At 33.9% G+C, this 15425-nt stretch carries 14 protein-coding genes and 1 pseudogene; 3 read left to right on the top strand and 12 right to left on the bottom strand.

Annotation, left to right across the window (positions count from 1 at the left end; translation table 11 throughout):
- Positions 1–59: 59 nt before the first annotated feature.
- The 5 genes from Q0L29_RS10405 to Q0L29_RS10385 form a co-directional block, all read right to left on the bottom strand.
- Positions 60–632 carry a fasciclin domain-containing protein gene (locus Q0L29_RS10405; RefSeq protein WP_296621447.1) on the bottom strand — a complete coding sequence of 191 codons (573 nt, stop codon included), beginning with the start codon at positions 630–632 and terminating at the stop codon, positions 60–62.
- Between the two features lie 113 nt (positions 633–745).
- A complete protein-coding gene (locus Q0L29_RS10400) occupies positions 746–1120 on the bottom strand; it encodes a DUF983 domain-containing protein (protein WP_296621446.1) in 375 nt (124 codons plus the stop codon).
- Between the two features lie 89 nt (positions 1121–1209).
- Positions 1210–2046, bottom strand: a complete 837-nt coding sequence (locus Q0L29_RS10395; protein WP_296621443.1) for a hypothetical protein — start codon at positions 2044–2046, stop codon at positions 1210–1212.
- Positions 2047–2208: 162 nt separating this feature from the next.
- Complete coding sequence (locus Q0L29_RS10390; protein ID WP_296621442.1) at positions 2209–3720, bottom strand: NADP-dependent isocitrate dehydrogenase; 1512 nt, start codon at positions 3718–3720, stop codon at positions 2209–2211.
- A 177-nt stretch (positions 3721–3897) separates the two neighbouring features.
- Positions 3898–4134, bottom strand: a complete 237-nt coding sequence (locus Q0L29_RS10385) for a hypothetical protein (protein WP_296621440.1) — start codon at positions 4132–4134, stop codon at positions 3898–3900.
- Between the two features lie 443 nt (positions 4135–4577).
- Here Q0L29_RS10385 and pruA point away from each other — a divergent pair.
- From pruA to Q0L29_RS10370, 3 genes and pseudogenes are all read left to right on the top strand, one after another.
- Positions 4578–6206 (top strand): annotated as a pseudogene (gene pruA, locus Q0L29_RS10380) (L-glutamate gamma-semialdehyde dehydrogenase).
- Positions 6207–6469: 263 nt separating this feature from the next.
- The gene (locus Q0L29_RS10375) at positions 6470–7798 is read left to right on the top strand and encodes a pitrilysin family protein (protein WP_296621438.1); all 1329 of its coding nucleotides are present in this window, start codon (positions 6470–6472) and stop codon (positions 7796–7798) included.
- A 27-nt stretch (positions 7799–7825) separates the two neighbouring features.
- On the top strand, positions 7826–9886 hold the full coding sequence (locus Q0L29_RS10370; RefSeq protein WP_296621436.1) for a pitrilysin family protein: 2061 nt from the start codon (positions 7826–7828) through the stop codon (positions 9884–9886).
- A 97-nt stretch (positions 9887–9983) separates the two neighbouring features.
- Here Q0L29_RS10370 and Q0L29_RS10365 read toward each other — a convergent pair whose 3' ends face one another.
- From Q0L29_RS10365 to Q0L29_RS10335, 7 genes are all read right to left on the bottom strand, one after another.
- Positions 9984–10742 (bottom strand): hypothetical protein, encoded by a 759-nt coding sequence (locus Q0L29_RS10365; RefSeq protein WP_296621434.1) that lies wholly within the window; start codon positions 10740–10742, stop codon positions 9984–9986.
- Positions 10743–11297: 555 nt separating this feature from the next.
- Positions 11298–11981, bottom strand: coding sequence for an alpha/beta fold hydrolase (locus Q0L29_RS10360; protein ID WP_296621433.1), 684 nt, complete (start codon positions 11979–11981; stop codon positions 11298–11300).
- 200 nt (positions 11982–12181) lie between these two features.
- Positions 12182–12940: a YdcF family protein gene (locus Q0L29_RS10355; protein ID WP_296621431.1), complete on the bottom strand. Its 759-nt coding sequence runs from the start codon at positions 12938–12940 to the stop codon at positions 12182–12184.
- A gap of 5 nt (positions 12941–12945) precedes the next feature.
- Entirely contained in the window at positions 12946–13539 is a 594-nt protein-coding gene (locus tag Q0L29_RS10350; RefSeq protein ID WP_296621429.1) for a transposase, read from the bottom strand.
- Positions 13540–13551: 12 nt separating this feature from the next.
- Entirely contained in the window at positions 13552–14028 is a 477-nt protein-coding gene (locus tag Q0L29_RS10345) for a GNAT family N-acetyltransferase (RefSeq protein ID WP_296621428.1), read from the bottom strand.
- Positions 14029–14231: 203 nt separating this feature from the next.
- A complete protein-coding gene (locus Q0L29_RS10340) occupies positions 14232–14759 on the bottom strand; it encodes a transposase (RefSeq protein WP_296621426.1) in 528 nt (175 codons plus the stop codon).
- A 136-nt stretch (positions 14760–14895) separates the two neighbouring features.
- Entirely contained in the window at positions 14896–15348 is a 453-nt protein-coding gene (locus Q0L29_RS10335) for a KTSC domain-containing protein (RefSeq protein ID WP_296621425.1), read from the bottom strand.
- Positions 15349–15425 lie beyond the last annotated feature (77 nt).

Below are 15425 nucleotides of genomic sequence, written 5' to 3'. Positions count from 1 at the left end.
TTTTCCTATCCCACCTCTAAACAGCGATTTTCTTCCTAAAAATTCCTTACAATAGCCCGCTATTGCTTCAGAATTTTTAGTTGAAACTCACTATTTACAGGCGTTCTGAATCCTAAATTAGAATCGAACTCAGGTTTATAAATAATTACATCAACAGTTTCTTTGTGCATCTCTTGTATTACAGCATTTTCAATCTTTAAGTCATTTCCGTGGAAAATTTTTACCGATTGATCTTGTAGTGTATTTAAATTTTTCAATTTGTTTAAATCATCAAAACTTACTTTCTGAGGAATTACATGGTAGTTTAATAATTTTACTAAAGCATCTTTATTATCCTTATCCATAAAATTTTCCCATACATCTCCAGGTAGTAATTTAAATGATTTGTTAGTAGGTATCATCAAAGTCATTTTATTCAATTTAGCAATTTCTGTTGATAAATCGGATTTCTCAATAGCTTCGTAGAAAATTGAAAATTCTGGATTATTTTTAATTGCATTAATAATTCTATCAAATTCTTCTGAACCTATCTCCTTTTTATTTGATTTTATAATTGGATTTGCAAATGATTTTGTTCCTATAATTGATGCTACTATAATCCCTATGAATAATATTACATTTCTTCTTTTCATCACTCTTTAATTATTTTTACCGTGTTAATAATACTTAATTATTGTATTAACACAGAGCGATAAATTTTGTTTAACATTTTTTTCAATTTAATTAAACAAAATGATTAATTATATTAAGAGCGCTTTTCAGGATCATATTTCACGAAGAGATTAATGTAAGCTGATCTTGAAAGACGAAATGTTAACGGAATCAAGAGTAAAGCAAGAGATACTGATAGTGTGATAATTAGCCAAAGTTGTGCAAACCCTAATACATTCAAAGCAACAAAAACCGTGATGATTAATGCTACTTGCATGGCATAACTAATATACATGGCTCCATCAAAAAAAGAGGGTTCAGACATATAACGCAAACCACAATGAGAACAATGTTTAGGCATTTTTTGGAAATTCTTTATGTCATATGTTTTAGATTGGAATAAATCCCCCTCATGACATCTAGGGCACTTAAAATTGAATATACTATATAATTTACTTTCTTTTTTCATAGGTGATTTTAAGAATCGGATTTTGCATTTTGAATTAAGACATGCAATAAATAATTATAATTCTAGAGTCTCAGTGACTTAAGTATCATTTAGGTATTTAACCAAAGCCAAAATTTACCTAAAACTGTTTTAGGTTGTGGTTTTTGCTCAGATCCTGTTTCTACTGCTGAAGATTTCCTTTTCTTAAGTTTGTTTTTCTGCTCGATTTGTTTCGGCTTTAAGATTTTCTCTCGGTAAAATTGCTCACGCTTTTTCTTTTTTTCTTTTTCAACACGTTCCCGCTTCCTCGCTTCCTTCTGTTCCTCGCGTTTCCTAATTTCAGTGGGAGTAAGCTCTCGTTTTTGTCTTTTCTTTGGAGGTTTTCTATCCTCTCTAGTCTTTAAATGAGATTTTTTGCGTCTATTAACTTTAGATTCTTCCTTTTGCTCTACTTCTGGTTTCGGTTTTGGTTCAGGAAGATCAATTTTTCCTACTATATTTAGGCCCTTCAGTTCTACTTTTGGAGCTTTAATAACAAAATCGTCACTTGAATTATCACTTTCACCCTCTAATAATTCATCAACTGTTTTAAACAATTTATTATTAGGCTTTTCTTCTACAAGATTTTCTTCTGACTCTATTTCAGTTTCCTCTATTTCTTGGCTTTCTGTTACATCTTCCTTCTGTCCCTCGGACTTCGGAAGGTCAATCTCAGGAATTGTCTGTTCTTCTTCCTTTATTTCTATAGTCCCAATATCTTCTTTGGGTTCTACTCCCTTAAGCTTGCTATCCTCTTCTATGTCGAAATGCTTATACAATAGTTGGACAGCTCTCTCTTCCAATTTGGTATTGGAATCTTTTTCAACAGTCATCCCTCTAATTTCAAGGAAATCAACTATATCTTCGGTAGTAATAGAAAGCTTTCTCGCTGCCTGGGCAAGTCTCATGGTTGTTGTTGGTTATTAGCTGGTTAGTTGCAAATATATCATTTTAAGAGGATATATGAATATTTTATCAACTATTTCATAAGCTTAATTCGGAAGTGGAAAATAATGTAATAAGCAAATGTGAAAAAACAGAGGCCAAATTCGACCTCTGTCTAAATAATTTTATTCTCCCTGACTTAATGAGAATCCTAATTCTCCATCAAAAGTGTATAGATTTTCAGTTTTGATGATATCGTATCCTTTTCCATTTAAGTAACTCATCAATTCCATCACTTCTTTGTAATCTATGGTTTTATAATCTGGTTTTCCTTCTGCACCTCCATCATTTTTAGATATAAATCTACATCTCCAGTGATCAGAACAGAAAGTTGATGCCATACCACCTGGATAAACTTTCACCCCTCTATTCGTTAACATATTAAGTTTAAAGAAATCCTTAGAATCTTCAGTTAATGCATCTCCAAATTTATTGGCATCTTTATCTTTATGATCAAAATACACATCTACACCAACTAATTTCTTTTCTTTTGGAGCATATGATTTTTCTTGAATATGTATCCTAAAATCTTCTCCATCTTTAACCGTAATTTTCTTGAATTTTTCTGGAACCTGTCCTAATCTTTCAATAACGGCATCTGCAAATCCCTCAGTTCCAACTTTCTGCTTACTGTGTCCTTCTTTGTAGATTTCTCCAGTATGGATTCCGTCTTCTAATGTAGTCAACCAAGCATTGTGAATTAAAGCAGCTTTTTCAACTTCACCGAAATATTGTAACATTTGGATTGCTCCGTGCAATAATCCTGAAGGATTAGCTATCTTCTGTCCTGCAATATCAGGCGCAGAACCATGAATTGCTTCAAACATTGCGTATTCCTTACCAATATTGGAAGAACCTGCAAGCCCAACAGAACCAGAGATTTCAGCCGTTACATCTGAAACTATATCTCCGTATAAATTCAAAGTAACTATTACATCATAATCTTCAGGACGATTAGCTATTCTAGCAGTAGCAATATCAATTATCTGACTTTCAGCCTGAATATCCGGATATTCTTTCGCTACTTCTTTGAAAACACTGTGGAATAATCCATCAGAGATTTTCATAATATTGTCTTTTACCAAGCAAGTAACCTTTTTACGGTTGTATTTTTTGGCATATTCAAATGCATATCGGATTATTTTTTCTGAACCTGGTCTAGAAATCAGTTTAAGGCATTGAGTAACTTCATCGGTTTGTTGATATTCAATCCCTGCATATAAATCTTCTTCATTTTCTCTTACTACTACTAAATCCATGACAGGATGCTTGCTCTCCACTATCGGGTGGTATGATACAGCTGGACGTACATTTGAAAATAGCCCTAATGATTTTCTTATAGTAACATTTAAGCTTTTATATCCCGAACCTTGTGGAGTGGTGATAGGAGCTTTTAAAATCACTTTCTTTTTGTGGATAGCTTCCCAGGCGCTTTCAGGAATTCCAGAAGTATTTCCAGTTAAATAAGCTTGCTCGCCAATTTCGATGTGATCCGCATCCAATGCAACATTAGCTGCTTCTAAAATTTTTAAAGTGGCGTCCATTATTTCAGGACCAATTCCATCTCCTTTTGCAACTACTACCGGAAGTGGTTTAGTTACTTTTTTCAAATAATCTGCATTAACAGAATCTTTCATGACTGGATTTTTATGTTCTATATACTATTATTTCCGACTGAAGGGTAATTTTATTGATGAGGTTATACACGGTATAAATGTATTATAGTTGATATAGCCCTCTAAAATTGTTGCAAAAATAATTCAGAAGGGGTTGGAATCAAAGTATTTGTAAGGTTTAAACGAAAGCAATACCATTCAGGCTGTCAATTCAGGTTCGGGCTTATCTTTTGGCAAACATACGCCTGGTGGTAAATCCAAAACAGGATCATCATCGTTTTCATTGGAACCACCTCCACCGCTATCATCATCATCTGAATTATCGCCATTCTTTAGCACCCATCTAATAAAATAAGATACTAGGAAAGCACAACTTGCTACCAAAATGAGATAATCAGGATTTTGTACGATATAGTGAATAAAAGTTTCCGACATTTCTTTCAAAAGAAATTTTTGACTAAAAGCATTCAAAAGTTAGTGAATTTATTATCAAAAAGTTACATGATTAAGCGAGAAATTATAGCAGCTTATATCATACTTTTTATATTATTGATTTAGAAAATAAATTTTTATAATTAGAATTAGGCCACTTTATTCTTCTGAGGCTAGGATTTACAGTTTGCACATAATGATGCATCAAAGTGTGTACAAAACTTTAATAGATAAATATTCGCATGTGAATGAATCCCTTGTTTTTATTACATTATTAGGCTTACTCATTAATTAAACAACACCAGAAAAACCCTTTAATTCCAAACAAAAATTTTTAAAACCGTAAGCATCTGAGAGAGGGAAAATTTCATAGCTTTTGATAAGGCAAACTGAAATATTTACCTAATTTTAGATTTTTATTTTCAAAGTATAAAATTATTACAGATATGCCAACAGCAATTTATAAGGTACCTATTCCAAAAAACGAACCCGTAAATAGTTATGCACCGGGAACTCCAGAAAGAGACTCTTTAAAAGCCAAGCTAAAAGAATTAAAATCTCAGGAAGTAGATGTTCCGATGTATATTGGTGCAGAAGAGGTTAGGACAGGGAAAACGCTTCCTTTAAATCCTCCGCACGATCATCAACATAATTTGGGTCAGTTTCATGAAGGTGATGGCAGTCATGTTGAACAAGCTATAAAAGCTGCACTAGCTGCTAAACAAGAATGGGCTGATTTGCATTGGCAACAAAGAGCAGCTGTTTTCTTGAAGGCTGCTGATTTAATTTCAGGTCCTTATAGAGATAAAATTAATGCTGCAACTATGTTGGGGCAATCAAAAAATGCATATCAAGCAGAGATAGATTCTGCATGTGAATTAGCAGACTTTTTAAGGTTCAATGTTAAGTACATGACCGAAATCTATGAAGAACAACCTTTTTCTCCTGATGGTATCTGGAATAGAATGGAGTACAGACCATTAGAAGGATTTGTATTTGCTTTAACTCCATTCAACTTTACAGCCATAGCAGGTAATTTACCTTCAAGTGCTGCTTTGATGGGAAACACAGTAGTTTGGAAACCTGCTTATTCACAAATTTATTCTGCCAATGTAATAATGGAAATCTTCAAAGAAGCTGGGGTACCCAACGGAGTTATCAACTTGATTTACGTAGATGGACCTACAACAGGTGATAAGATTTTCAAGCATCCTGATTTTGCAGGAATTCACTTTACAGGAAGTACTGCTGTATTTCAAACTATTTGGAAAACAATAGGAGAAAACATTGAAACTTATAAATCATATCCAAGAATTGTTGGGGAAACAGGTGGTAAAGATTTCATATTAGCACATAAAACAGCTGATCCTAAACAAGTCGCTACAGCTATCACAAGAGGTGCATTCGAATTTCAGGGACAAAAATGTTCTGCTGTTTCAAGAGTTTACATAGCCAATAATATTTGGGATGGCGTAAAAGAAAACATAGTTGCTGATATCAAAGATATTAAAATGGGTGATCCGGAAGATTTTGAAAACTTCTTCAATGCGGTAATTGACAGAAAAGCATTCGATAAAATCAAGGGATATATTGACAATGCGAAAGAAAGTAATGTTGCAGAAGTTATTGCTGGCGGTGAATGTGATGACTCCAAAGGATATTTCATCCAGCCAACTGTTATTGTAACAAAAGATCCGCAGTATGTTACTATGCAAGAGGAAATCTTCGGCCCTGTTGTTACAATTTATGTATACGAAGCAGAGAATTTTGAAGAGACTTTAACATTGGTTGATGAAACTTCTCCTTATGCATTAACTGGAGCTATCTTTAGTAACGATCGCTATATCATTGAGCGGGCTACCAAACGCTTAAATCAAGCAGCTGGTAACTTCTATGTAAATGATAAGCCAACAGGGGCTGTGGTAAATCAAAACCCATTTGGAGGTGCTAGAAAATCAGGAACTAACGATAAAGCAGGTTCTAAATAGAACTTATTGCGTTGGTGCTCAGCTAGAATGGTAAAAGAAACATTCGTAACGCCTACAGACTATAAGTATCCTTTTATGGGAAAATAAGAAAAATCATGATCTAGACACTAGATTTAAGATTCAAAACAAAGCCTTCGGAAATGATTTCGAAGGCTTTTTTATTGCCATATATTCCCTAAGTTCTTTTAAATAATGAACCTAAGTTTAAGTTTTAACAAACTAATATTTCTCCTTTCATCCCCTTCAAATACCATCTCAAAAATTTAACATTACCCACATGATTAGATGTAATATTTACCTTATATTCGCAGATAATTTATTAAAATAGTTCACAAATAAACAATCAACTTATGATGAAAAGACTTATAGTCGGGTCTTTGTGTTTATTGATGTCTTTTGGCTCAATAGCGCAAAAAAAAGAGATCGAATTTACTGAATTCGATTTAGATAACGGAATGCATGTGATTTTGCATCAGGATAATACTACACCAATAGTGGTAGTTTCAGTGATGTACCATGTAGGTTCAAAAAATGAAAATCCTGAACGTACAGGCTTTGCCCATTTCTTTGAACATTTGTTATTTGAAGGTTCAAAAAATATCGAAAGAGGACAGTTTGGTAAATATATCACCAATGCTGGTGGTGTAAACAACGCAAACACTTCAAATGACAGAACCTATTATTATGAAGTTTTACCTTCCAATCAATTGAAATTAGGCTTATGGTTAGAGTCTGAAAGATTGATGCATGCACAAATCCAGAAAATTGGCGTAGAAACTCAGCGAGAAGTAGTAAAAGAAGAAAAAAGACAACGGTATGATAACCAGCCTTATGGCACTATCTTACCTGAAATCATGAAAAGAGCATATACTGAGCATCCTTACAGATGGACTCCAATTGGATCTTTAGAACATTTAAATGCTGCTTCTTTAGATGAATTCGTTGACTTTTATGAGACTTTCTATGTTCCTGAAAATGCTACATTATCTATTGCAGGTGACATTGAAATAGAAGAAGCGAAAAAATTAGTAAAAGATTATTTCGGCCCAATTCCTAGAGGTGGGAAAGAAATCCCTAGACCAGACATAGTAGAGCCAAAACAAAAAGAAGAAGTTAGAGATACTATCTATGATAATATTCAGCTTCCTGCTGTAATTCAGGCTTACCACATGCCAGCGCAAGGAACAGAAGATTCTTATGCTTTGGAAATGTTGAGTACTGCACTTTCTGGAGGTCAATCAGCCAGAATGTATAAATCATTGGTAGATGAACAACAAAAAGCATTGCAAGTAGCTGCAATTCCTTTCTCTTCAGAAGATCCTGGCTTATACTTACTATTTGGATTACCCACAATTGGTGGTGATTTAAAAGAACTGGAAGATGCTATGGATGCTGAAATCAAGAAAGTTCAGGAGGAATTGATTTCTGATAAAGAATTTGAAAAAATCAGAAACCAAAAGGAAAATGACTTCATCTCAGGAAACAGCCGAATGGCAGGTATTGCTGAAAGCCTAGCTAACTATCATGTGTATTATGGAGATGCCAACTTAATCAATAAAGAGATTGATAGATACATGAAAGTGTCCAAAAAAGATATCAAGCGAGTAGCAAATAAATATCTTACTGAGGACAACAGAGTGGTGTTGTATTACTTACCAAAATCTCAACAGAACCAATAAGTCGTTTCACTTAATAATTGAAAAAAAATGATTAAAAAGATATATATAAGTTTTGTATTCGCCTTAGCTGCAAGTGTTGCATTTGCTCAGGTTGACAGAACAACAGCCCCGGAACCTAGTCCGGCTAAAGAAATAAACATAGGAGAACCCACTACATTCACATTGAAAAATGGATTGAAGGTATTTGTGGTAGAAAATCATAAACTACCCAGAGTAGCATTTTCTTTAACTTTTGACCGTGACCCGGTTCTAGAAGGAGACAAAGCAGGTTATGTAAGCATGGCTGGTCAGATGTTAATGAAGGGGACAGAAAACCGTACTAAAGCGGAATTAGATGAGGATATTGATTTCATTGGAGCCAATATCAATACTTTCTCCACTGGAATGTATGCTACTTCATTGACAAAGCATCAAGATAAATTGATGGAATTGATGAAAGATGTTTTATTCAACCCTGCTTTTCCTGAGGATGAATTAGACAAATTGAAAAAGCAAACCTTATCCGGTATAGCTGCTTCTAAAGACGATCCAAATGCTATCGCTTCAAATGTAAGAGGTAAATTGGTTTATGGTGACCATCATCCTTATGGTGAATTTGAAACTGAAGAGTCAGTGGAAAACATCACATTGGAAGAAATCAAATCTTATTACAAAAACTATTTCAGACCAAACATCGGCTATTTAGCAATAGTGGGAGATATTACCCCTAAAGAAGCTAAAAAATTAATCAAAAAGAATTTTAGTGATTGGGAGAAAGCTGAGATTCCTTCAGCTGAATATGAAATGCCAACTCCACCGGAAGAAACATTTGTTGCTTTAGTAAATAGAGAAGCTTCAGTTCAGTCTGTTGTGAATGTAACTTACCCAGTAAGCTTGCCTATTGGAAGCGAAGATGTAATTATCGCAAGAGTGCTTAATCAAATTTTGGGTGGTGGTTTTTCTTCTAGATTAATGCAAAACCTAAGAGAAGATAAAGCTTTTACTTATGGTGCTCGCTCTTCTTTAAGTGCAGATGAATTGGTCGGAAGCTTTACTGCAAGTGCTAGTGTAAGAAATGAAGTAACAGATAGCGCAGTACATGAGTTTATGGCTGAATTGAGTAAAATCAATGAAGAGAGTGTAACTCAGGACGAATTAGATGCTGCGAAAGCTTCTATCTCCGGAAGTTTTGCTCGTTCATTGGAAAGTCCGCAAACTGTGGCTTCGTTTGCTATTAATACTGCAAGGTATAATCTACCTAAAGATTATTATGCCAATTATTTGAAAAATCTAGAGGCCGTTACTTTAGAAGATGTAAAAGCAGCAGCTCAAAAATATATTTTACCTAATAATGCTAATATCTTGGTAGTTGGAAAAGGTGAAGATATAGCAGATAAATTGGATCAATTCGGTGAAGTGAAATACTTTGACAGAAAGGGTAATGAATATGATCCAAAAGATAAAAGCGCATTGCCTGCAGACTTAACAGTTGATAAAGTATTTGAAAAATATTTTGAGGCCTTAGGTGGAAAAGACAAAATAGAAGCCATCAACTCAATGAAAACTGTTTATAGCATGAGTATGCAAGGACAGACATTAAACTTTACTGAAATAAAGGATAACGATAACTACAAACAAGAAGTAGGAATGGGGCCTATGGTAATGAGTAAAGTATTAGTGAAAGGGGATGAGGTTAAAGTATTACAGCAGGGCCAGGAAGTTCCATTACCTGATGAGGCTAAAAATAATATTAAGTCAAATACTAAAATCTTCCCTGAATTGCACTATGCAGAAATGGGAGTTTCTACTGAATTAAAAGGTATTGAAACCGTAAATGATAAGGATGCTTATGTAGTAGAAGTAACACTTCCTAGTGGGCAGGTTACCAAATCTTATTTTGATACAGAAAGTGGTTTAAAAGTAAAAACTTCTGCAACTCAGAAAGGTCCTCAGGGCGAAATGACGGTATATGAAGAATATAGCGAATTCGAGGCTGTAGATGGCATTATGGTTCCTAAGAAAAATGTAAAATTTCAGGGTAGACCATTAAATACAGAGTTACAATCTGCGGAATTCAATATTGAAATTACTGAAGAAACTTTTAATTAAAATTAAAATAGATTATACATTAAAAGCCCGAAAGAAGAGATTTCTTTCGGGCTTTTTGGTTAAATAGGTATTTTTATGTACTTAGCAGTTCTACTTTCTATTCATCAAAGCCAGGACGGATAAATCTCATGGCATCTGGAAATTCAATTTCAATTAGCCCTTGTAATTTTTGTAAAAGCACCAATTTAGAAAGTATTTCATCTTGATATTCGGGAATCAACCTTAGCAATACCCCCCAAGCGGTAATCGATCTTTCAATTGAAATTAGCGTGATTTTGGCAGTGCCATTATAACTTCTTTCTTCAGGTGGAAACTCTGTATCCTCAAATTCCTTATCCATGTTTTCCATTACCAATCGTTGGCATTTGGCAGAAATAAAGAAAATATACCATTTAATAATATCCACTGCATCTTTTAGCTGAGTTATACCACTGTGCGCTTCTTTTTCAAGCCCTAATTCAAATTTCTCTATTTCAGAATTCAACTTATTTTCTATAATACCAGAATCCAAGGTATCAAGACCACTTTTTAAGTATTTTGATGCAATTTGGGTAATGGGATGCTCCATACCCTCTTTTCTTTTTTGTTCGTTTTCCTTTTCTATTTGCTCCCATTCCTCATCATGTATACCATCTAAGTCAATACCCTTTTCTTTTGCTAGTTTATCTATCAATTTAATGGTATTTGTGAATTGCTCTTTAATTCCTTCCCAAAAATCAGGGTTATTCCCTTTTTGCTCTTCCTCTATTATATCAAGTTCCTTAATACCCACTGCGCATCGAGCTATAAAAGAACATTTTTCGCACCATCTGTCACACCAGTTATGAATTCCAGGAATTATATTATGATCAGACATATTATTAAGTTTTAGAAATTGATGGTTTTCTATTAGCATCATACTACTAATACTGTTAATAATCTTTAATTCGTTTTAAAACCATTTTAATTGAAAACTCAAAAGCCCTCTTTAACTTTCCTTTGCACTTTATAATTAACTTTACATTTTAATTTTATCTCCAATCTTTTTTCTTAATAAAAAAGATAGAAAAAATCAAGAAAGTTTAATGTCAGCCAAAGGCCGACCAGCCTCTGGCTGGCTTCCACCCTCATTGCCCACGCTGGCCCGCTAAACTTTCCTCCCTCCCGCTTTTCCGAGTTCCTCGGAAGTGGTCGGGTTAATTATATTACTACTGTAGAACAAAAAATCATATTAAATCTTTTGAAGTTCTCTTCAAAAACCTAAAATACTCAAAAATAAGATACAATCTCATAGGCGTCCATATGAGGAAAATCAATCTACCAATTTCCACCAGGTAGTGATATCAATAGAACATGAATTTAGCATTTTTATTCCTTTCCCTATTAGGTCAGGACAAGATATGAAAGTATTTATTTGTTCAAATAATACAAGTTAAAAATTAGCAATAGAAAATGCCAAAGACTTAGAGTTGACCTTTTCAATAGGATGCGGGCAATTCGGAAACACCTGTAATTGCCCATTATTTAAAGCCTTATAAAAAGCAATCGTTTCATCGAGACTTACCATATTATCTCGATCACCTAAACATAAACGAACCGGTAAATCAATAGCAGAAATATTATCAGTATTTAAAATAGGGCTCTCCCCCAAGTTGAGCATCATTCCTGCTGTTTGCTCACACAGATGCATCCAGTTCTCTCCATGTAAAGCTTTGAGATGGTGTGCAAACTTCGGTACTTTTTCCTGTATCTTCTCAGGGTTCAGCATTTTAGTTTCCCTTTCCGCTTGCTCGGCTTTCCAGTCCAGCTTAGTGCCTAAAGTCATAATGCTATCAAAATAATCAGGTTTTTTCAGTGCTAAGGACAAGGCAACATATCCGCCCATACTGTAAGCAAATACTTTAGCAGATTTGATATTCTCTTTCTGCAAGATTTCTTCCAAATCGTTAACCAAATCCTGCATTTTAAATCCGGCATCAGCTTCTGACCTGCTTCCATGCCCTTTAAAATCAGGTACAATCAAATTAAAATCATTGGATAATTGTGGAATAAGTGCATCAAATGATTTTGCACTTCCTAAAGCACCATGTAAAAGGATAAGATTCTTTTTAGCCATAATTACTATTGCTTAAGTATTTATTTTTATTATTTAACTCTATGCCTTGCTTTTCGAAATTTTCAATTCCGAAATACTATCGTTGGATTTGTAATCCTATGAGATTGATCAGGATTAAAAATCCAATAATCTAAAATAGAGATTACAAATCTCGATGAGCTAAAATTCCATTCTCAATTCACTAATCACTATTCTCTGACCTACAAATAACCCGCTAGCCAATAAGCTCCATAACCCATCCATTCTTTAAATAAAATATGCCATTTCATTAATGCATCCTGAGATGGCAGAAACATGGAAGGGCTGATCATTTCATCATTTGTATGAAAAACTGTAGGATAGCGTTGTACCCTAAAACCTTCTTTTTGAAAACATCCCTCTGCCCTCGGCATATGAGAAGCACTGGTAATTAAAAGTATTTGATCCTGAGTTCCAATAAAATCAGTTGCTAAGCGAGCACTTTCCACCGTATTTCTGGATTGATCTTCTATGATGACTTTTTCCATCGGGAATTGAATGGATTCCAAGTAGGAAGATAGCACTCGGGCTTCTTGCAAATCTTTCCGTAAGGCCGTAGCTCCTCCTCCGGAAATATAAAGTGAATCAATTATTCCCTGCTGATGGAGCATAATAGCTTGTAATAACCTATCTGCATTTTGATTGAAATAAACTCTGTCTTTGGGTTCTTTAAGTGTATTGGTCATTCCCGTCAATAGAACACCATAAGTGAATTTTTGACTTTTGATAGCTTCAAGATTAGCGGGTTCGGTTTGCCAGGCTTTCAGAAAGGAATTAGCTAAAAAATCATTAGTAAAGATGATGAATAAAGTAAAACCCAAAATAGCCAGGTATTTTCGGTATTTCCATTTTCGAAAAATAAAAAATGCCAGCCATACTAAACCAATTAGAGTAGCTGGCATTAATAAATAACTGATGGTTTTGGAGAGGAAAAAGAACATTTAATTTATTCTAAAGACATATTAATTAATCTATTCAATTTATCTTCTGAACAGTAAAGTAAATTCTCAATATTATCAAAATAGGATAATGCTTCATTTCTATCCAATAATGATTTATAATTAATGCTTTTATAAGCATGCCAACTACTCCATTTCCATAATTTTAAATTTTGGGTAAAACCATGCTTTATAGGATTAAGATGAATATAAAGAAAAGTTTCTTGCCATTGATCAACACTTTTGATTTGTTTAGCCTTGAATCTTCTCTCAAATAGGCTACCCCTTCTTTCAACCCTCTTATTGTATGCTTTAGCATAGCTGTTAAAATGATTACTAAAGGACTTAGAGATTTGCTTTTCATAGGCACTGAGACCTGTCAGGTTTTGAAAACCTGACAGGTCTTTAAGCTCTTCCTGGTCTTTTACCTTGAGCAAAAAATGAAAATGATATGGCATTAAGCAATAGGCATATATATCCGCTATAGGATGTATATATGATTTAAACTTATCAAGAAAAAATATATAATTTGAGTATTCACGAAAAAGCTGTTCATCTCCGTTGGCGTGATTATAAATATGATAGGTCTGACCTAACTCCATCTTATCTCAAAATCAACCTTTATAAATCCCTTTATACTGATCTCTCTTTACAGTACAGTTTATCCATCCTTCGTCTAAATCTGCTCCTATACTTTTATAAAAATCGATAGAAGGTTCATTCCAATCCAATACCTGCCAAGTACATAGCCTACAATTTTGCTCATCCGCTTCTTGAAGGATAGCATTCAGCAACTTTCTTCCGTAGCCATTTCCTCTTTCTGATTCTGTTACAATTAAATCTTCCAGATATAAAACTTTCCCATTCCAGGTAGAATAACGGAAATAATATAAGGCAATGCCTACTATTTCCTTTTCAGTTTCAGCTATAAATAATCCATAGGCAGGATTTTCTCCAAAGCCGTCTTTTATCAACTCATCCACATCTACCACTACGGCATCAGGCTCTCGCTCGTAAACTGCCAATTCCTGGATTAACTCTAAAGTTCTGGGGATATCCTTTTCTATTGCTTTTCTTATTGTTACACTCATAAAAATAAAATTAACCGCAAAGTTGCTAAGGCGCAAAGAAAAAGCAGAAATAAATTGACAGTTGACAATATACAATTGACAAAAGTTTTTAATCTAACTTTTATACTCGAAAGGATGTGCTCGGCTTTTCAGATTTTGTAATTCCGAAAGATCTATCATAGGATTTGTAATCCGAATAAATTTAGAAATCGAAGCCTTTTTATTTAATAATCGCTTATATCTATAGGACCTTTCCTTACTCCATACAGATCACCTGCGCTACTCCATAAATATTCCTCTTCCTTTTCAACAAATCCTGCTCGCACAGGATTTTGGTGAATATAGTTCAATTTCACATCGAAGAAATTTTGGCTCCAGATTTCCTCTCCATGATAACCTTCCTTCCAAAACCAAATCCTGTTATCGTACATCAAGACTTTGGGCAGCCAATTTTTTCTACTTTCTTGTTTATTATCCTCTATGGATTTGTAAATCTTTTTTGAGATGAACTTTTTAAAATCTCGAATTACATCACTTAAATTTTCATTTTTTGCTCTGACAATCAAATGACAATGATTACTCATTACTACCCAAGCAAAGATTTCAAGTCCCTTGTTTTTTTGACAAAATCTCAAACTTTCTAGTAACTCATCAATATAAACTTTTCTAGTAAAAACATCCACCCACTGATGAACAGTAAAAGTTACAAAGTGTACTGCTCCTTGATCTCTAATTGTATAAGAAAACGGCATTTTAATTTATCCAGATAAAAATTGACTCTTTAATCTATAATTTCAAGACATCAATTTTATAAAAACGGATTAAAAATCCTACGATATATGGTCGAGATTACAAATCTCGACCAGCCAACTGAATTAACTCTTTCAATTATTCGGCCATTTCCATAGCCTTCTTAGATTTTCTATAAAGAAAATTGTTAAAGATGTTTCTTTTAGCAAAACGATAGGGCTTATCAGAATTCAACAGTTTAGAATATACATTTTTATTAACCCCAAAATATTCATAGGTGGTGCCATCTAAAAAAGTAACTTCTAGCAATAAACCTTTGTGTCTGAAATCCAAAATATTTGACTCAGTGGTTGTTTTTGTATATTCAGCTAGATTAGCTTCTTTGGTTTCAGGAGCTATACTGATAAGAAAATGATAGCCATCAATTATCTGCTGACTTTTGATTTCTGCCTCGGCAGCTTTAGGATCATTAGCCTGAAATTTATCAGGATGCCATTCTTTTACTAAATTTCTATAGGTTGATTTTAGTAGTTTAAGGTCAATAGGGCCTTCAACATTAAATAATTTTTTGTATTCGTTAATACGCTTCATAAAGGTAATTTCTCAATTGGAGCGCAAAGGTAGTTAATAAAAACTCATAAATAGCTATTAGAGAAATATATAGATTT

Origin of the sequence: Marivirga sp. (assembly GCF_024636815.1) — a bacterium.
GTDB lineage: Bacteria > Bacteroidota > Bacteroidia > Cytophagales > Cyclobacteriaceae > Marivirga.
This window is presented reverse-complemented; position numbering and strand designations above follow the sequence as displayed.